The organism is Streptomyces sp. NPDC053079 (assembly GCF_044546695.1).
In the GTDB taxonomy this organism is placed as follows: domain Bacteria; phylum Actinomycetota; class Actinomycetes; order Streptomycetales; family Streptomycetaceae; genus Streptomyces.
This window is the reverse complement of the sequence record NZ_JBITZJ010000003.1, coordinates 601899-619497: the sequence shown is the minus strand read 5'-3', so window position 1 is coordinate 619497 and position 17599 is coordinate 601899. Positions and strand designations below refer to the sequence as shown.

At 72.9% G+C, this 17599-nt stretch carries 17 protein-coding genes; 5 read left to right on the top strand and 12 right to left on the bottom strand.

Annotation, left to right across the window (positions count from 1 at the left end; all coding sequences use genetic code 11):
• Positions 1 to 49: 49 nt before the first annotated feature.
• Positions 50 to 895 (top strand): NAD(P)H-binding protein, encoded by an 846-nt coding sequence (locus tag ACIGXW_RS15000; RefSeq protein WP_399573339.1) that lies wholly within the window; start codon positions 50 to 52, stop codon positions 893 to 895.
• Positions 896 to 948: 53 nt separating this feature from the next.
• Here ACIGXW_RS15000 and ACIGXW_RS14995 read toward each other — a convergent pair whose 3' ends face one another.
• From ACIGXW_RS14995 to ACIGXW_RS14950, 10 genes are all read right to left on the bottom strand, one after another.
• Positions 949 to 1632, bottom strand: coding sequence for a pyridoxamine 5'-phosphate oxidase family protein (locus ACIGXW_RS14995; protein ID WP_071967384.1), 684 nt, complete (start codon positions 1630 to 1632; stop codon positions 949 to 951).
• Between the two features lie 168 nt (positions 1633 to 1800).
• Positions 1801 to 2673, bottom strand: coding sequence for a universal stress protein (locus tag ACIGXW_RS14990; protein ID WP_399573338.1), 873 nt, complete (start codon positions 2671 to 2673; stop codon positions 1801 to 1803).
• On the bottom strand, positions 2670 to 3125 hold the full coding sequence (locus ACIGXW_RS14985) for a Crp/Fnr family transcriptional regulator (RefSeq protein ID WP_399573337.1): 456 nt from the start codon (positions 3123 to 3125) through the stop codon (positions 2670 to 2672). The genes ACIGXW_RS14990 and ACIGXW_RS14985 overlap by 4 nt, the downstream gene beginning before the upstream one ends.
• Before the next feature lie 145 nt (positions 3126 to 3270).
• Positions 3271 to 3771 (bottom strand): ATP-binding protein, encoded by a 501-nt coding sequence (locus tag ACIGXW_RS14980; RefSeq protein WP_399573336.1) that lies wholly within the window; start codon positions 3769 to 3771, stop codon positions 3271 to 3273.
• Complete coding sequence (locus tag ACIGXW_RS14975) at positions 3768 to 4112, bottom strand: metalloregulator ArsR/SmtB family transcription factor (RefSeq protein WP_071967388.1); 345 nt, start codon at positions 4110 to 4112, stop codon at positions 3768 to 3770. Before ACIGXW_RS14975 ends, ACIGXW_RS14980 begins: the two co-directional genes overlap by 4 nt.
• Positions 4113 to 4480: 368 nt before the next feature.
• Positions 4481 to 4888, bottom strand: a complete 408-nt coding sequence (locus tag ACIGXW_RS14970; RefSeq protein ID WP_399573335.1) for a hypothetical protein — start codon at positions 4886 to 4888, stop codon at positions 4481 to 4483.
• A 25-nt stretch (positions 4889 to 4913) separates the two neighbouring features.
• On the bottom strand, positions 4914 to 5330 hold the full coding sequence (locus tag ACIGXW_RS14965) for an SHOCT domain-containing protein (RefSeq protein WP_071967394.1): 417 nt from the start codon (positions 5328 to 5330) through the stop codon (positions 4914 to 4916).
• A gap of 27 nt (positions 5331 to 5357) precedes the next feature.
• A complete protein-coding gene (locus ACIGXW_RS14960) occupies positions 5358 to 6692 on the bottom strand; it encodes a hypothetical protein (protein WP_071967395.1) in 1335 nt (444 codons plus the stop codon).
• Positions 6693 to 6815: 123 nt separating this feature from the next.
• Complete coding sequence (locus ACIGXW_RS14955) at positions 6816 to 7013, bottom strand: hypothetical protein (RefSeq protein WP_071967396.1); 198 nt, start codon at positions 7011 to 7013, stop codon at positions 6816 to 6818.
• A gap of 140 nt (positions 7014 to 7153) precedes the next feature.
• A complete protein-coding gene (locus tag ACIGXW_RS14950; RefSeq protein WP_399573334.1) occupies positions 7154 to 9859 on the bottom strand; it encodes a LuxR C-terminal-related transcriptional regulator in 2706 nt (901 codons plus the stop codon).
• Between the two features lie 273 nt (positions 9860 to 10132).
• Between ACIGXW_RS14950 and ACIGXW_RS14945 the strand changes: the two genes are divergently transcribed.
• Both ACIGXW_RS14945 and ACIGXW_RS14940 read left to right on the top strand, forming a co-directional pair.
• Positions 10133 to 11719 carry an MFS transporter gene (locus ACIGXW_RS14945; protein ID WP_399573333.1) on the top strand — a complete coding sequence of 529 codons (1587 nt, stop codon included), beginning with the start codon at positions 10133 to 10135 and terminating at the stop codon, positions 11717 to 11719.
• The gene (locus tag ACIGXW_RS14940) at positions 11716 to 12255 is read left to right on the top strand and encodes a potassium channel family protein (RefSeq protein ID WP_399573332.1); all 540 of its coding nucleotides are present in this window, start codon (positions 11716 to 11718) and stop codon (positions 12253 to 12255) included. The genes ACIGXW_RS14945 and ACIGXW_RS14940 overlap by 4 nt, the downstream gene beginning before the upstream one ends.
• Here ACIGXW_RS14940 and ACIGXW_RS14935 read toward each other — a convergent pair.
• Complete coding sequence (locus ACIGXW_RS14935; protein WP_399573331.1) at positions 12190 to 13572, bottom strand: diacylglycerol/lipid kinase family protein; 1383 nt, start codon at positions 13570 to 13572, stop codon at positions 12190 to 12192. The two genes, ACIGXW_RS14940 and ACIGXW_RS14935, sit on opposite strands and share 66 nt — an antisense overlap.
• Before the next feature lie 196 nt (positions 13573 to 13768).
• Here ACIGXW_RS14935 and ACIGXW_RS14930 point away from each other — a divergent pair, with 196 nt between their 5' ends.
• Positions 13769 to 14743: a hypothetical protein gene (locus ACIGXW_RS14930; RefSeq protein WP_399573330.1), complete on the top strand. Its 975-nt coding sequence runs from the start codon at positions 13769 to 13771 to the stop codon at positions 14741 to 14743.
• 50 nt (positions 14744 to 14793) lie between these two features.
• Positions 14794 to 16194, top strand: a complete 1401-nt coding sequence (locus ACIGXW_RS14925) for a DUF2252 domain-containing protein (protein ID WP_399573328.1) — start codon at positions 14794 to 14796, stop codon at positions 16192 to 16194.
• Between the two features lie 25 nt (positions 16195 to 16219).
• Here the strand turns inward: ACIGXW_RS14925 and ACIGXW_RS14920 are convergent, their stop codons facing one another.
• Positions 16220 to 17530: a cation:proton antiporter gene (locus ACIGXW_RS14920; RefSeq protein WP_399573326.1), complete on the bottom strand. Its 1311-nt coding sequence runs from the start codon at positions 17528 to 17530 to the stop codon at positions 16220 to 16222.
• Between the last annotated feature and the right edge of the window lie 69 nt (positions 17531 to 17599).

The following is a 17599-nucleotide window of genomic DNA, read 5'->3' as shown; positions in this document are numbered from 1 at the left end:
TTGTACGCATGTACGACCAACTACTGTTCCTGATCAGGAAGGCGTTCCTGTGATCGTAGTAACCGGTGCGACCGGCAACATCGGACGTAGCCTCACCCGTCAGCTCCTCGCGGAGGGCGCGTCCGTACGTGCCCTGAGCCGGAACCCCGAGCGTGCCGGGCTGCCGGCCGGGGCCGAGGTCGTGCGGGCCGACCTCACCGAGGACGGGTCCCTCGAACAAGCCCTCGGAGGAGCCGAATCGCTCTACCTCAACCTCGCGGCGGGTGGCGACCGGGCGGTGGGCCAGGCCGTCGACGCCGCCGTCAAGGCGGGCGTGCGTCGCATCGTGCTCAACTCCTCGTTGTCGGTGGCCGTCGACGGCGGGAACTTCATCGCGCGCATGCACGCCGCAGCCGAGGAGGCGGTCCGTGCCAGTGGCCTGGAGTGGACCTTCGTGCGCGGTGGGATGTACGACACCAACGCACTCCAGTGGGCCGAGGGGATCAAGGCCGCCGGTGTCGTCCGCGGCCCGTACCCGGAGGCGGTCGCCGCGCCCGTCCACGAGGACGACCTGGCGGCCGTGGCCGCCCGCGCCCTGCTGGACGGCAGCGGTGAGCTCCTCGGCAAGGCCCCCGGCCTCACCGGCCCGCAGGCGGTGACCTTGGCGGGGCAGGTGGCCGCGATCGGGCGGGCCATCGGTCGCGAGATCCGCTTCGAGACGATCTCCCCGGAGACGGCCGCCGAACAGTGGGCCTCCTCGGGCCTCCCGGTGGAAGCCGCCCGTCAGCTCATCGGCTACTTCGGTGCCTCGGTCGGTACCGAACCGCTGATCACCGACGAGGTCCAGCGCATCACCGGGCGGCCGGCCCGCACTTTCGAGGAGTGGGCGCGCGACCACGCCGACGACTTCCGCTGACGGGCGGCCCGGGAGACACCGGGTGGGCGGCGGGTGCGAGGGAGGACGTGACGTCACACGCCACGGATCACGCGGCCGCTCACCCGGCCCGGGACGATGCGGATCCAGAGGTCGCGGGTTCCGCCCGCCCAGGGCCGGGCCCCCGGACGCCGGGCGAGGGCGCGTACGGCGTCGGGGTCGGTGATGTGTGCGGCCGTTCCCGTCACGAGGACGCTCCAGCCGGTGCTCAGGTGTTCGTCGAGGCGGTCGGTCTCGAAGGCCAGCTCCGACCCGTCGGCGACGGCTGCGGTGCTTCCGGCCTCGGTCCGGTAGACGATCGCGTGCGCGTCGACGAGGAAGTTGACCGGGAGCAGCACCAGTTCCGCGCCGGAGGAGAATCCCAGGCGGCCGATGCCGTGCGTGCCGAGTCTCTCCCAGCACTCGCCTTCCGACAGCCGCATGAGCACGGGATGGGCGCCCGGCCCCGGCTGCCCGGGCGGGGCGTCGCTGCGGCCGTTCAGCAGCTCCTCGTACGGCATCTCCAGGGCGGCGGCGAGGCGCATCATGGCGGCGGGATCGAAGGTGCCGCTGAACTTCTCCAGCCGGCGCAGGTAGGCGAGGGACATGCCCGCGCGGGCCGCCACCTCCTCCTGGGTCATTCCCAGCTGCTCGCGCCTCAGCGCGCTGCGCGTGGCGAAACCGTCCCCTTGGGCAGAGGGGGCGTCCGGTCTGTCGGGCTGTGGCTCTTCGCCCCGCATGGACCGCCCACCTCCGCTCGCTCGATCCCCTGTCCGGCCAGGGGATCAGACGGAGTGGCCACGCGCCGGCGCCGGTCCGGTGCGGTGGCCGGCAGTTGCCCGGAAAGGGTGACGACGCCCTCGTCCACCTGGACCGCGCACCGCGTCGGGGGCGGGCGGCCCTCTCCCTCACGCGTGCGGGACGACGGAGACGGGACAGGCGGCGTGGTGCAGCGCCGTGTGGCTGACCCGGCCGAGGTGCAGGCCCCGGTGGTCCTGCCGCCGGGCGGCGCCCAGTACCAGGAGGTCGGCGTCGGCCGACGGCTTGAGCAGTGCCTTGTGGACGGGGCCTTCGATGACCGTGCGCTGGACCGTGACGTGGGGGTACTCGCTCCGCGCTTCGCTGAGCACCTCGTCCAGGATGCCGGTGGCCTGTTCCTCGTAGGCGCGTACGGTCTCGTCCAGGACGATGAGGGGGTCCGTGGGCTGCTGCGGTGCGCGCCACGCCCGTACGGCCTCGACCCCGCATCCCCGCGCCTCGGCCGCACGCAGGGCGAACCGCACGGCGGTCGCCGCCTCGTGGGCCTCGCCGACCCCGACGACGACCTTGTGGCTCATGCCGCGTATGTTGCGTTCCCTGCCGCGCACGACCGTGACCGGGCAGTGAGCGCGGCCTGCCACGGCCAGGCTCACCGACCCCAGCAGCATTCCTTTGACGACTCCCCGCCCCGAGGAGCCGGTGACCAGCGCGGCCGCCTTCCGTGACTCTTCCACGAGCGCGTCCACCGCGTCGTCCGGCACCGTCACGGCCCGCACGGTCACGCCCGGGGACAGCTGTCCCGCGCGCTGCCCGGCGGAGGCGAGGACCCGCTCCGCCATGACCTCGTCCGCGGGGCGTTCGCCGCTGAACGACTGCTCGGAGCCCTCGTAGCGCTCCCACAGCGATGCGTAGACGACGCGCAGTGCCAGACCGAAGCGCGCCGCCTCCTCCACCGCCCAGTCGAGCGCCGCGATGCTGCCGTCGGAGCCGTCGACCCCCACGACCAGAGGAAGCCCTCTCACCGCTGCCCGCCGCTCCCGTACGGGCCGTACAGGTCGAGCAGCCGGGTGCGGGCGGACCTCAGCCGGTGGCCGATGACTCCCACGACGTAGGTGAGCAGCGCGTGGTCGATGACCGGATCCCGGGCGCACAGCTCCAGGACCGCTTCGGCGTCGAACTCCCAGGCGTGCACCGGGCTGGTGGTCCCGGCGCCCAGGTGCCACTGCCGTGGCGGGCACACCCAGGACCAGCCCAGCAGTTCCCCCGCCCCGATGGTCTCGACGACGGCGGCCTGCCGGCCGGGGACGTGCACGTCGAGGGCGACACCGCCGGTGTCGACGACCCAGAAGCGGTCGGCCTTGGTGCCCTCCTCGAAGATGCGGGCCCCGGCCGGGAACGAGACCTCCTTGGCGAGCGCCATCAGCCGGTCGCGGTGGTCCTCGGGAATGGTGGAGAAGAGGCCGGTCCTGGCCATGGCGAGCCGTCCTCCCGCGCCGTGGGGCCGACCGTGCCGGTCGGGTTGCCCTTTCAGCGTGACCACACCGCCCGGAACCTGCACGCCGAGCGCGGCGGGAGTGAGCCACACGGTGCGTGCTGCGCCACCACCCCGGACCGTCGTCTCACAGCGCGCGGACGCCGACGCGCCTTTCGGTGAACGGGCCGAAGTCGTCGGGGATGCGGAAGCCGGCCAGTACCACCTTGCCGCAGCCGTGCGTGGCGGGCTCCACGCTGAGCGTGCCGTCGTAGGCGGCGGCCAGGCCGGCGACCGTCCGCAGGCCGTCCCCCGTCGTGTCCGGGGACACGTCGGGGAGACGGGGGTCCTGGTCCGCCACGCCGACGACGAGCCGGCCGCCCCCCACCGCGATGGTCACGTCCGCCGTGGGGGAGCGGTCGGCGGCGTGGCGGACGGCGTTGGCGACCAGTTCGCTCACCACCAGCAGGACGGCGCCGGCGAAGGCGCTGTTCGTGGGGATCGCGTACTCCGAGAGGGCCATCGCGGTATCGCGCCGTGCGTGGCGCACGGCCTCGGGGACCAGGGGAACGGTCAGGACGCGGCGCCTGGCCGGCGAAGGGTCGTGTTCGCATGCTGCCGTGGGGATTCGCCTGTGGTGCCGCTTCATCGCACTGCCTCCGGCTCCGCGTCGAGGAGGCCTTCGAGGCGTTCGTTCTGCCCGGCCAGCATCTCGGTGAGGATGCGGCGTGCGGCGCGCAGGAGCTCGGCCACGTCGCCGCCGGCCAGTGCGTAGACGACGGTCGAGCCGGTGCGGGTGGAGGTGACGATGCCCGACCGGCGCAGCACGGCCAACTGCTGTGACAGGCTGGAGGGTTCGATCTCGATGGCGGTCAGCAGATCGCGCACCGGCGTCGGGCCGTCCTGCAGCAGCTCAAGTACCCGGATGCGCACCGGATGCCCCAGCATGCGGAAGAACTCGGCTTTTGCCTGATACAGCGGAACCGGCATCCCTGTCACGGCCCGACCTCCACGTCCGGATCGCATTTTTGACCAATGCGGAAACTGGTGAATTGAAGAACTCTTCAAGTCTAGCGGGGGTCGAGGCCGGTGCTTCCTCTCCGGAGCGGCGGGCAACGGCAGCGGCCTCCGGCGTGCGAGCAGCGGGGGTCCGGGCAGCACTGAACCGCGAAGCGGGTCGGAATCGGAAGCCGCGGACGGGCCCATGGGGCCGTCCGCGGAGGGAGACCGGAAGGGCCGGCCCTGACCGGCCTACGGTCAGGACCTGCCTGGCTGCATGTTTCCCTGCGGAGTGAACCGCAGTTCCCGCCGTCAACCTGAGGGTGTCTTTCACTCTTTCGGGGGATGTCTATGCCGCGTCACTCGTCATGACGGACGACACAGAGGGCCCAGATCACGAACGCGCACAGGGCGATGACGACGATCGACCACAGCGGGTAGTAGGGGATGAAGAGGAAGTTGGCGATCAGGAGCAGCGCGGCGATGCCTACGCCCAGCACTCTGGCCCAGGTGGAGACCTTGAACAGGCCGACGCCCACCATGACCGCCGCGATGCCGAGGAAGAAGTGCACCCAACCCCAGCCCGCCACGCTGAACTTGTAGATGTAGTCGGGTGTGCTGACGTACACCGCGTCATGGACTATCGCCGAGATTCCCCGGAATATGTCCAGGAATCCCACGAGCAGCAGCATCACGGCCGCGAAGACCGTCAGTCCGGCTGCTGCCGCCAGGGACCGTTCGCTGTGCTGATGGAACGAGGAGGTCATGTCCTTCTCCTTTTCAGTGCACTTTTCAGTGCAGGATCTTCTCCTTCGCCCTGCGGAATTCCTCGTCGGTGATGTCTCCTCTGGAGCGGATCTCCGAGAGTTTCAGGAGTTCGTCCGCCTGGCTCCTTTGGCCCGTGCCGCCGGCCGTCTCGCGGACGTACTGGTCGAACGCCTCCTGCTGTGCCTGGAGGTGGCGCCGCTCACGGGTGCCCATGCTCCGGCCCCGGGCCAGGATGTAGACGAAGACGCCCAGGAAGGGCAGCACGATGGTGAGAACGAGCCAGCCGGCCTTGGCCCATCCGCTCAGCGTGTCGTCACGGAAGATGTCGGCGATGACACGGAACAGCAGGATGACCCACGCAACCCACAGCACTATCCACAGAACGGTCCAGAAAGCTCCCAGAAGCGGGTAGTCGTAGGCCAGTTCAACGTATGCGCTCATGATGCGGACCCCTTGTCGGTTCGGCTGTCACGCCCCGGATTTCCCGCCGTTCGTGGTGGAGGCGGCGCCCAGGATCTCGAGGATCACCAGGACGAGGACGGTGATGAGGAGGACCAGGGCCACCGCGGCCGCGGTGGGGTAATTCCAGAGGAACAGGACCAGTGCCGCCGCCGCGATGACGATGCCGGTGGTCCAGCGTCGGTGCGTCCGCAGCCAGTGGCCGGTCGCGCCGGTGCGCAGACCGGAGTGGGCCATGGCCCGGCCGGTCGCACCGGTGGCCCGGGAGCTCATCGAGCGGACGAACCGGGCGCCGCGTCCGGGACCGTAGAGGTATGCGGCCACTGCCGTGATGACCGCCGCGACGAGGACCGTGCGGGTGCTGTCGCGCAGGAAGCGGACGAAGGTGTCGTAGATCGCGGCGGCGGCGTCCGGGGGCAGGGTGGTGGGCGGGACGGAGTCCAGGTAGATACGTCGTGCGACGACGAGGCCCACGAGGAGCAGGACCATCATCACGCCGATGCCGACGGCCGCCACCATGAGTGTCACCCTGTGCGCGGGCGCCGTCCACACGGCGAGTGCGGCCAGGATGATCGCGGTGACGGGCAACCACGTTCCGACGACGTTGAGCAGGCGCATGCCGCTCTGGGCATCGTCGAGCTTGTCGGTCTGGAACAGGGTGATGGATTTGTCGACGTCGGGGATGCTCGCGGCCTTCTCGTAGCCCTCGTCGACCAGCTTCTGCTTGACCTTGTCCACGACCGTGCCCAGATCCAGGACGACGGCGTCGCCCTTGGCCTGGACGGCGCTGCCTCCCTCGCCCGTGAGGGTCTTGACGACGGCCGCGTGGGCCCGCTGGTTCGCTTCGTTCCACAGCTGGGCGAACTGGTCGCTCGTGACGACCTTGTTGACCACGTTGTGGACGGCGGAGGTCATAGCGCTCTTCAGCGGACCCTCGAGGAGGTGCGACTTGTCCACGATCGCCGGCGGGGCATCGGCCTTGGCGAGCGCGTTGCTCAGGGCGTCCGTGATGCCTTTGACGTCGACGTTGTCGACCACGCGCGTGGTCAGCCGGTCGGTGACGGCGTTCTGTACGGCCGGGTCCTTGGCCAGTGGCGCGACGGTCTGGACGTAGCGGTCGGTGTCCGAGACCTGGCTGTCGGCCCAGGCCGCCACCACCGCGAGCGGCGAGAGGACGAAGGCGAGGATCAGGAGGACGGATGTCGCCGCATACCGCAGACGCCGGTGGTGAACGGCCTCGCGGGCTCGTAGGCGCGCGTAGTCGTCGCGCTCGGCGGGCGTCAGCGGACGGTCACCGGGCGCGGGACCGGGGCCCTGGGGGCCGGGAACGCGAGGCGGGTCCATGGCCTGTTCCCTCCTGGACGGGTATGTCCCGGCGCTTGCGGGACGACGTCATTGGCAGCGTGACCGGGCCCCCCTACGCGCCGCATCACCCGCACCGGGTGAGCCGGCAGCAGAAGGGCGGCCTCATTCCGGCAGGCGCCGCATCTCCTCGACCCGTAGCCCGAGGTCCTGGAAGCGGGCGAGGAGCCCGTACAGATGGGCCTCGTCCATGACCGGGCCGGAGAACAGCGTCTGCCGCGGCACCGGTTCTGCTCGCAGTTCCGGGAACGCCTCGGCCATGAGAGGGGAGACGCTGCCGGTCACGCGGAATTCGTAGCGCATGGTCGTGCTGCTCCCGCCGCTTAGGGAACGTCCTCAGAGGCAGGTTGCGCCGGCCGGGGACCTGTGCCACCACCCGGAACAGGTGGAATCGACCCTGCGGAGCGGAGCCGGAGAAGCGCGGAGACAGAGGATATGCGGAGTCAGAGGATGTGCAGTTCCCTGCCCCGCTCCACGGCCTCACGGCGCCGGGAGACGCACAACTTGCGGTAGACGCTGCGCAGATGGGTCTTCACGGTGTTGACGGAGAGGGTGAGCTCGGCGGCGATCTCGTCGGCGGACATCATCCTCTGCACGCACACCAGCACATCGCGTTCACGGCTGCTGAGGGGCTGCATCGCGCCCGGCAGCTCCGCGCCCTCGTGCGCGGTGAGCCAGGCGCCCCGGCCTTGCGTGGGGCCGGTGCCGTCGGCCCCGTTCAGCAGATGCCGCAGCCAGGGGCCGGCTTCGGTGAAGGGCCGGCGCAGCCGCTCGGGCCGGGCGGCGTCCAGTGCCTGGCCCAGCAGCCGCTGGGCGGCCGCCCGGTCGTCGGCCAGGAGCGCGGCGTGGGCTCGCAGCAGCCGAATGCTCACCCGGTCCGACAGGCCCGCGTCGGGAAGGCCGTCGGCACGAGCCAGCAGCCGCAGCGCGCGGTCGGCGCGGCCGGCGACGAGGTGGGCCCGGGCGAGGGCGATGAGCGGGGCCGGTCCGTCGGCGTGGGCGCTGTGCACGGCGGCGACGGCTGCCTGGTGGTCACCCCGGACCAGCGCCACGACCGAGCGCGTGAGGGCGAGCCGCTGGGCGGGCCACCGCTCGTCTCCGGCACCGGCGAGGGGGAGCGCGGTGAGGGCCGCCTCCCAGCGTCCCCGGGCCAGTTCCAGGCGGGACCGCAGCACCGTCGCCTCGGCCGCCAGGGCCGGGTCCTCGTGGACGTCAGGACAGGCGAGGGCCTGTTCGAGGCGACGGCGGGCGACTTCCTGGTCGTCGCGTTCGCACGCCACCACGGCCAGCGCGAGGTAGCCGGACCCGGACCGGTGGTCCGGCGGGAGACCGTGCTCGTCGGCGCTCATCAGGGACCGCAACGCGTGGTCCTCCGCCGAGGTCAGGGCGCCCTCGACGCTTTCGGCCAGCGCGAGCAGGCCCAGGGCCGCGTGGCGCAGGGGAAGGAGCCGTTCGCTCGTGCAGGCGTCGACGGCCTCGGCGCACAGGCGGCGGGCGTCGAGGAGACGGCCGGAGCCCAGGAAGGCGCGGGCGAGCCCGTGGAGCCGCAGTGCTTCGAGCTCCGGGTGCGCCCGGACCCGCTCGAACCCCACACGCCGCATCAGGTCCGAGACGGCACGTGCCGCGTCCTCGGCCGCCCCGGGCCGCCCCGCGTCGCCGTCCCCGCCGCGGCCGTCACACTCGTCCGCCGGCTTCGTTTCCTGCGGCTCGCACAGCAGGCGCAGCAGGGCGTAGGCGAGCTCGACCTCCGGATCCGGCTCCTCGCCGTCGCGGTGCAGGTGCCGCCCGGCCACGGCGAGGCGTTCGCGGCAGCCGGCGCGGTCGCCTCGCGCCAGCCGGCACGCGGCGGCCACCAGGGCCGGTTCGGCTCCCGGTACGGAGGGCGGCATACGGGCGAAGGCCCGCTCCACGCGTTCGGCTTCCGCCGTGGCCAGCAGGGTGCCGACCAGCAGCCGGTGCACGGCCTCGGAGGCGCCGTACTGCCAGTCACCGGCCTGTGCGGCGTGCTCCAGCGCCTCGGTGACGTGGCCCGCCTCGGCCAGCCACCGGGCGGCCCGGGCGTGCAGCCGTGGAGCGAGGCCGGGATGGCGGATCCGCAGCTGGGCGCGGAGCACCTCGGCGAACAGCGGGTGGACCCGGCACCAGGCCGTGCCGGCGACGGGCTCGACGAAGGCGTTCTCGTGGGTCAGCCGCGCCAGGACCGCCTCCGCGTCCCCGCCTCCGGTCAGGGTGTTCGCCAGGTCCGGGTGGAGGCGGTCGAGGACGCTGGTCCGCAGCAGCAGTTCTCTGGTGGCGGCAGGCTGGGCGCCGAGCACCTCGGCGCGCAGGTAGTCGGAAACGGCCTGCTCGGAGCAGGTGAACGAGCGGGCGAAGCCGGCCGGGTCGCCGGACTGCCCCATGGCCAGGGCACACAGCTTGAGACCGGCGGCCCACCCCTCGGTGCGCCGGGTGAGGGTGCGGACGTCCTCGTCCCCCGGCCGCAGGCCGTGTCCGCGCAGCAGCGCGGCCGCCTCGTGCGGGGTGAAGGCCAGGTCGGCACCGCGGAGCTCCGTCAGCCGGTCCTCGGCCCGGTAGCGGTGCAGCGGCAGCAGGGGGTCCACCCGGCTGGTCACGACCAGCCGCAGCGGGGGTCCGGCGTGGTCGAGGAGGAACTCCAGACCGGCCGGCACCCGCCGGCCCGCCACCTTCTCGAACCCGTCGAGCACCAGGACCACGGGTTCGGCCAGCTGTTCCGTCGCGGCGGCGAGCCGCGTCAACAGCGAAGAGCCGACGCTGCCGGGGCAAGCGGGCACGGTGATTCCGGCGGGCAGATGGGGGAGGGCGCGCCGCAGGGCTTCCACGACGTAGCTCCAGAAGACGCCCGGTGCGCCGTCGTGCGCGTCGAGGGTCAGCCACGCCACGTGCCCGGCCGGCCCGATATCGCGCGCCCAGACGGCCGCGAGCGCGGTCTTCCCCGCGCCGGCCGGGCCGGTGACCAGCGTCAGCGGCCCGTTCGTACCGTCACCGAGCCTGTCGAGCAGCCGGTGCCGGCAGACGTGGGCATGGGGAACAGGGGGTACGGAGAGCTTCGCGTCGAGCAGGGGATCGCCGGACCAGGCCAGTCTCGCCCCGCGCCCGTCGTCGGAGAGCGGGAGTTCGGTCGCAGGCATCCGATCACCGCCGTGCCATGGGGAAAGCGCGGCCCCGAAAGCGCGGCACCGGCTGCGCACACCCGCACCATGCGGCCGGGCCGTCGCAGCGGACCGCTCAGTCCATCTTCACCACGGACGGCCGGTGATCGCACACGGACCCCTCGCCGACCGGCGGGCGACACACCCCCGCCCAAAAGCGCCGACCGGTCGCCCAGCGGTTCTAGGGTGCGGACAAGCGGCCGCTCGCTCGCCCGTCACCGTGGCGCACCGGAAAGTGAAGAGGGCACAGGCATGAAACGATGGCGGGCCCTGATCGTGCTAGGGACGGCCCAGTTCCTGATGGTGCTGGACACGTCGGTGATGAACGTCTCGATCAGCACACTGGTCAAGGACTTCGACACCGAGGTCACGGCGATCCAGGCGGTCATCACCCTCTACACGCTGGTCATGGCCGCCTTCATGATCACCGGCGGGAAGCTCGGCGACGCGTTCGGCCGCCGCCGGGCCTTCGCCGTCGGACTGGTCGTGTACGGAGTCGGCTCCGCCCTCACCTCGCTGGCACCGTCGCTGTGGGTGCTGGCGCTGGGGTGGTCGGTGATCGAGGGCCTGGGCGCCACCCTCGTCCTCCCGGCGCTCGCGGCGCTCGTCGCCGGCGCGTACCGCGGCCGGGAACGGTCGGTCGCCTACGGCGTCATCGGCGGGCTGGCCGGTGCCGGCATCGCGGTGGGGCCGCTGCTCGGCGGCTGGGTGACGACGTATCTGACCTGGCGGCTGGTGTTCGCCGGCGAGGTCGTGCTGGTCATCGCCATGCTGTGCGTCGTGCGGTGGATCCCGGACGCCCCGCGGGGGCCGCGCACCGCGCTGGACAAGGGAGGCGTCGTGCTGTCCGCGGCCGGGCTGGCCCTGGTCGTCCTGGGCGTGCTGCAGAGCAGCTCCTGGGGATGGCTCAAGCCCCGCAACCCGCCCTTCACCCTCCTCGGTTTCTCCCCGACCGTGTTCGTCATCGCGGCGGGGGCCGTCCTGCTGTGGCTGTTCTGCTGCTGGGAACGCCGGCAGCGGACGCGGGGGAGGGAACCCCTGGTGCGCCTGCCCCTGTTCGGGATCCCGCCGCTGCGGTCCGGGCTGACCATGCTGCTCTGCCAGAACCTCGTCCTGCTCGGCCTGTTCTTCGTCATCCCGCTCTACCTCCAGGTCGTCCAGGGCCTCGACGCCTTCCAGACCGGACTGCGCCTGCTGCCCGTGTCGGTGACGATGCTCCTGTCCGCCATGGCCGGCCCGCTGCTCGGCCGGATCGCCGCACCCCGGACAGTGGTCCGCTGCGGACTGCTCGTGCTCGTCGTGGCGGCCGTGTGGCTCCTGGCCACGATCGAGCCCGAGATCGACAACCTCTCCTTCGGCCTCGCGATGGCCGTCCTCGGCCTGGGCATGGGGCTCCTGGCCTCCCAGCTGGGCAATGTCGTGCAGTCCAGCGTCGGGGAGGCCGACCGGAGCGAGGTCGGCGGCCTGCAGTACACCGCGCAGAACCTCGGTTCGTCCCTGGGCACCGCACTCATCGGCTCCCTGCTGATCGGAGCCCTGGTCCACGCCTTCACCACACAGATCGACAGCAACCCGAAGGTCTCGGACGCGGCCCGGCAGCAGGCGGGCATCGCCATGGAGGCGGGGGTGAGCTTCGTCAGCACGGACCAGGTGCGCACCGCCGCCCAGCGGGCCGCGCTCCCGTCGTCCGAAGTCGACGCGATCGTCGACTCCTACGCCACCGCGCAGCTCAACGCCCTCAAGGCCGCCGTCCTGGCCGCCGCGGCCATCCCCCTCGCCGCCTTCCCGTTCACCCGCCATCTGCCGGCCGGGCGGACGACCGGGAAGGCCGCCCCATGAGCGCGGTCCTGCGCCCCCTCGGGACCGCGACCGGCCTCGTCGTCGCCTACTACCTCCTGCCCCTGGACAAGAGGTTCGAGGGCAGCACCGCCGTCGGCCTCGTCCTCGGCCTTGCCGTCGTGGCGGCCCTCTTCACCTGGCAGATCCGCTCGATCCTGCGGTCCACCAGGCCCCGGCTGCGCGCCGTCGAGGCGCTGGCCACCACGGTGCCGTTGTTCCTGCTGCTCTTCGCGGCCACCTACTACCTCATGGAGCAGGCCGAGCCGGGGAGCTTCACCGAGCCGCTGAGCAGGACCGACGCCCTGTACTTCGCGCTCACGGTGTTCAGCACCGTCGGCTTCGGCGACATCACTCCCCACGAGGAACAGGCCCGGATCGTCACCATGGTGCAAATGCTGGGCGACGTCCTGCTCGTGGGCCTCGCCGCCCACGTCGTCGTCGGCGCGGTCCAGTCCGCTCTCGCCCGCGGATCAGCCGACGGACCGCCCACTGCCACGGGAGGGCCCCCGGACTCCGGGGACGCCGGCCGGCGGTAGGGCGCGGCCCGCGGTGAAGGCGAGCGTCCACAGGCGCCGCCAGTCCAGGCGTGGTCGCGCCGGCGGAACACCCGGACGGTTCCGGGGAACCCGTACGAGCAGCGCACCGGGCTCCGACGCGCAGCGCACGGGCGTGGGCAGAGCCAGCGCCTCGCCGTCGACGCCGACCTGGACCTCCGGCTGATCGGCGTCGATCACCAGCTCGCCGGCGGTCAGGGAGCGAAGGCCCGGCGCGTGCCGGCCGCGGAGCAGGTCGGCCGCCTCGACCGCACTGTCCACCGTGATGCTCAGCACGCCCAGCACTCCGCCGTCGAGCCGGTCGCGTCGGCCCAGCCCCGCACGGTCACCGACCCGGTAGGGGTTGTTGCTGACCAGAACGGCCTGCGGGCCGTCGACGGTGACGGCATCCGCGCGGACCGACAGCCGCGGGCCGTGCTGACGGGTCAGCACGCCGGGGAGCAACTGCAGGACGGTGCCGACCTTGTCGTCGCGGTACGCCGGGCTCTGCACGACCTCCGCGTACGCGCCGAAGGAGGCGTTGTTGACGAAGACGCGCCCGCCGACCCGTCCGAGGTCCACCCGGAACTCCACCCCGTCGGTGAGGGCCTCCAGGCTCCGCGACGGGTCGTCCCGGTCGAGCCCGAGGTCCAGGGCGAAGTGGTTGCGTGTCCCGGCCGGCAGCACCATGAACGGCACCCCGCGCTCCGCCGCCACGTCCGCCACCAGCGCCTGCGTCCCGTCGCCACCCGCCACCCCGAGCAGGTCCGCGCCCCGGTCGAGGGCGTCGCGGGCGAGCTGGGCGACGTCCCTGTGGCGGGCGGTGTCGAGGAGCAGCACGTCCGCGCCCATGGCTTCCGCCTTCTCCTTCAGCCGGAAGCGCCCCACCTTTCCGCCGCCCGAGCGCGGATTCATCAGCAGACAGGCATGCCCGGGGGGTGGAACGGGACGGCCGGGGGCCGTGCCCGGCGTCGCGTCCGCCCTGAGGGCGGCCCAGCCCGCGGCCGCGGCCAGCGCCCACAGCGCCAGACAGACGAGGACGACCCAGAGCAGTCGCGCCGCGACGTACGACACGAGCACGGCCACCGGCGCCGCGGCCGCCAGCGCCGCGGCGACGCCCCTCACCACGCCCCGGCGGGTCAGCGCCCACCACCCCGCCGCCGCCGCGACGGCCAGGCCCGCCAGCCCTACGGCCACCAGTGCCACGCTCTTGAGCCCCGCCACGCACAGCAGGAGCACCCCCGCGCCCACGGCCGCCGCGACCGCCAGACGCGCGCACCAGCGCTGCCCGGCCCCCCGGTGTGCGGCGACGTGTCCCATGGCGCCTCCAGGGCTCGCGGCGTGTGCCCTCCTTCGCCCATGGTGGCCGCCCGACGGGGCCACCACCGTCACCCGCGACGGGTGAGGCAGGCCCGGTCGGCGGGGGCCCACAGTGGGACTGCCACAGGGCCGGGTTGACCGGTGAGCGCCCCCTGTGGTCCCCGCCCACGGCGACAGCGGAGGAAAGCGGACCCGGATGAACGGCGACGGACTTAACGACGGTGGGCCGGGCCCGGCCCACCCGGACGAGTCGGCAACCGTGCAGGCCCAGGCGCTGCTGCCGATGATCTGGGCCGACCCGCAGCACATGCCCGAGCAGCTGGCCTTCTTCGCGGTGCGGCGGTTCGGCCCCCGGGCCGTCGCCTCCGTGGCCCGCCGGAAGCAGCGCAAGCCACTGGCCGGCGACGACGAGCTCAGACGGGACGCCATCGCCCACGGAACGCGCATGACGATCGCCGACGGCGCCGCGCTGGGCGGGCCGTTCATGGTCCTCATGCCGGTGAGTTTCGTGGCGGCCCTGCTCTCCCAGGCCCGGATGGTCCTCGAACTGGCCGTTCTCGCCGGGCACGACGCCCGCAGCGAACGACGGGTGGCGGACCTGCTGGTCCTTCAGGACGTGTATCCGTCGACCGAGGCGGCCACCGGGGCCCTGAACGAGGTGAAGCGTCATCCGCCGGGGGGCCGCGGCCGGCTTCCCCGGCGGACACGATGGTCGCTGGTCGTCAGGATGGCGGAGATCCTCGGGATCATGGGCGGGGGCGAGAAGCGCGGCAGGCTCCAGCAGGTGGTGTCGACGGCCCTGATCGTGGCCCTGTTCCTCGTGGGCATGGTGCTGCCGCTGATATGGGTGCCCGCCCTTGCCGCGATCTACCGGCAGAACACCTTGCGGCTCGGAGCGAAGGCCGTGCAGTACTACACCCCGGGAGCCGCGGGGGACCGCATCAGTAAGCGGAAACGGTTCGTCCATGTGCCCAGGGCGGCGGGGATCGCCGCCATTCTGCGGGTCCTCTGTCTCGCCGTGGTGCCCTTCGTGGCCGCCGCCGCGGTGGTTCTGGCGGGGATCCGGCTGGCCGGCGGGTTCTGGGGCACCGCCCTGATCGTCCTCGTCGTGCTGTCCCTGCTCGCCGCGGGCGCCTGGTTCGTACACCACCGCAGGTCACGCCGGCGATGAGGACGGAAGACGCCGGCGATGAGGACGGAAGAGGAAGGAAGGAGACGGCCGTGAACACGGAGGACCTCCATCCGGCGCCCCGCGAGCGCGCGGCGCGCGGCAAGGCGGCACGCGGCCGGGTGCCGCGCTCGGCCCATGCCGGACTCGACCCCCGGCCCGACCGCGTCGACCCGGTGCGGATCCTCGAACGGCAAAGCGCCGACCGCCTCCCGGAACTCGTGCCGGTCCGCTACGGGCGCATGCTGGAGTCGCCGTTCTCCTTCTACCGCGGCGCCGCCGCGGTCATGGCCGCGGACCTGGGCACCCAGCCCCGTACCGGCATCGAGGCGCAGCTGTGCGGAGACGCCCACCTGCTGAACTTCGGGCTCTTCGCCTCACCCGAACGCCGTCTGGTCTTCGACCTCAACGACTTCGACGAGACCCTGCCCGGGCCGTGGGAGTGGGACGTGAAACGGCTGGCCGCCAGCCTGGCGATCGCGGGACGGGAGAACGGTTTCCCGCGGAAGCGGCGCGAGGACGTCGTCCGCGGCACCGTGCGCTCGTACCGGCGGGCGATGCGCGTCTTCGCGGGGATGCGTGACCTCGACGTGTGGTACGCGCACGTCGATGCCGAGCGCCTGCGCGAGCTGTTCTCCGACCGGCTCGACAAACAAGGACGCCGCCGGATGTCCCGGGCGCTGGAGACCGCCCGGAGCCGCGACCATCTGAAGGCCTTCCAGCGGCTCACCGTGGTCGTCGACGGCACCCGGCGGATCGCCGCCGATCCGCCGCTGCTCGTCCCCCTGAGCGACCTGATGGCCGACGACCGGAGGACCGAACTCGAAGGCCGCCTCCGCCTCCTCGTCGAGCAGTACGGCAACAGCCTCGCCTCCGACCGGCGGCACCTCCTGAGCCGGTTCCGGATGGCCGACGCCGCGCGCAAGGTCGTGGGCGTCGGCAGCGTGGGCACCCGCTGCTGGATCGTGCTGATGCTCGGCAGGGACGCCGACGATCCCCTGTTCCTGCAGGCCAAGGAGGCCGGCCCGTCGGTCCTCGCGCCGTACACGCGCCCGAGCGGCTACGCCAACGAGGGGCAACGCGTGGTCTGCGGGCAGCGCCTGATGCAGGCCGCCAGCGACATCCTCCTCGGCTGGGAGCGCGCCGCCGGGATCGACGGCAGGGAGCGCGACTTCTACGTACGGCAGTTGCACGACTGGAAGGGCGGCGCCCGGCCCGAGAGGATGTCGCCCGGGCAGCTGCGGGCCTACGGCGAGCTGTGCGGCGCCACCCTGGCCCGCGCCCATGCCCGTTCCGGCGACCGCATCGCGATCGCCGCCTACCTGGGGAGCGGGGAAGCCTTCGACCGGGCCCTGGCCGACTTCGCCGAGGCGTACGCCGACCGGAACGAGCACGACTTCCGGGCACTCGCCGACGCCGTGCGCGACGGCCGTGTCGCGGCCCGGCGGGTCTGACGGACGCGGGCCCGCCGGGCCTCGGTCACCGCTCCTTCCACTCGGGCGGGCCGGGTTCGCCAGGCAGCCCGTCGGCCACGCTCTCCCGCAGGGACGGCCGGCGGGCCCGGGCATCCTCGTACCACCGGCCGTACCGGTCCGCGAGAGGGACGGACGAGAGGCCGTGCAGGAGGACGCTGAGCCCGACGGTGACCGCGATCACGGTGCCCATGAGCCGGGTTCCGGGGGCCTCCTCGGTCGCCACGAGGAGCCCGAGGACGAGGGAGGGCAGGCCGCGGGGGCCGAACCAGGCGGTGTAGGCCGCGGTGGGCGCGCCCAGCCGGGTGCCCGCGAGGGCGAGGGCGGTGGGCAGCATGCGCACCACCGTCAGGCTCAGCACCGCGTAGGTGACGACGCGCCAGTCCAGGTGCGTCAGAGCGGGGCCGAGCAGCACCGCGCCGAAGACCAGGAAGCTCAGGGCGGCCGCGAGCGCGGCCAGATGCTCCACCGAATCGAGGGTGTCGTCCTCGTCCTCCGGAGCGAGGCCCGGCCGCGGCCCCACGCGCACGGCGAACGCGAACGCGAAGCCCGCCACCCAGGCGGCGACGAACGCGCTGCCCCCGGTGGCGGCCGCGAGCGCCCCCGCCAGCGTGACGAGGGCGAGCGGCAGGATGCGGCGCCACTCGTGGGTGATGCGGCCCGAGGCCCGCGCCCGGCACAGCAGCCGCCCGCCGAGACCTCCGGCCGCCAGGCCCAGCGCGGTGCTGAGCAGCAGGACGTGCAGGAGCACCCCCGTCGGCCCCTGATGGGACGCCGCCGTCCCGGGCAGGCCGGCGAGCAAGAGGGCGAAGACCGGCAGGACCAGGCACTCGTTGAGACCGCACTCGGCGTTCAGTCCGTGCCGCACGACCGCCGGGATGCGCGGCGAGAACACAGCGGCCTTCCCCACGGACGCGTCGGTGGGCGCGAGGATCACCCCGACGAGCGCCGGCTCCCAGCCCGTCAGCCCCGGCACCAGCCCCCACGCCAGCAGCCCGCCGCCCACGATCGTCAGCGGCAGCCCGACGACGAGCAGCCGGGCCGGCAGGAACCAGCCGCTGCGGAACTCCTCCGAACGGACGGTGGCGGCGTCGGTGAACAGGACCAGTGCCAGGGCCACCTCGGCGAGGGTCAGCACCGGACCGGCGTCGCGCTCCAGATTCAGGAGGCCGAGGCCGACCGGGCCGATCAGCACGCCGGCGGCGGTGAACACCATCGGCGCCGACACGACGGTGGCGGCCAGACGCCGGGAGACCAGCGCGTACCCGCCGCTGACGGCGGCCACCGCGGCCACAGCCCACCCGCCGCTCCCGCTCACGTCTCTCCTCCGACCGCCCGTGGCGCGCGCCGGGCGCCGGCCCGGCCGCGAACACCGGCCGGGGATCGG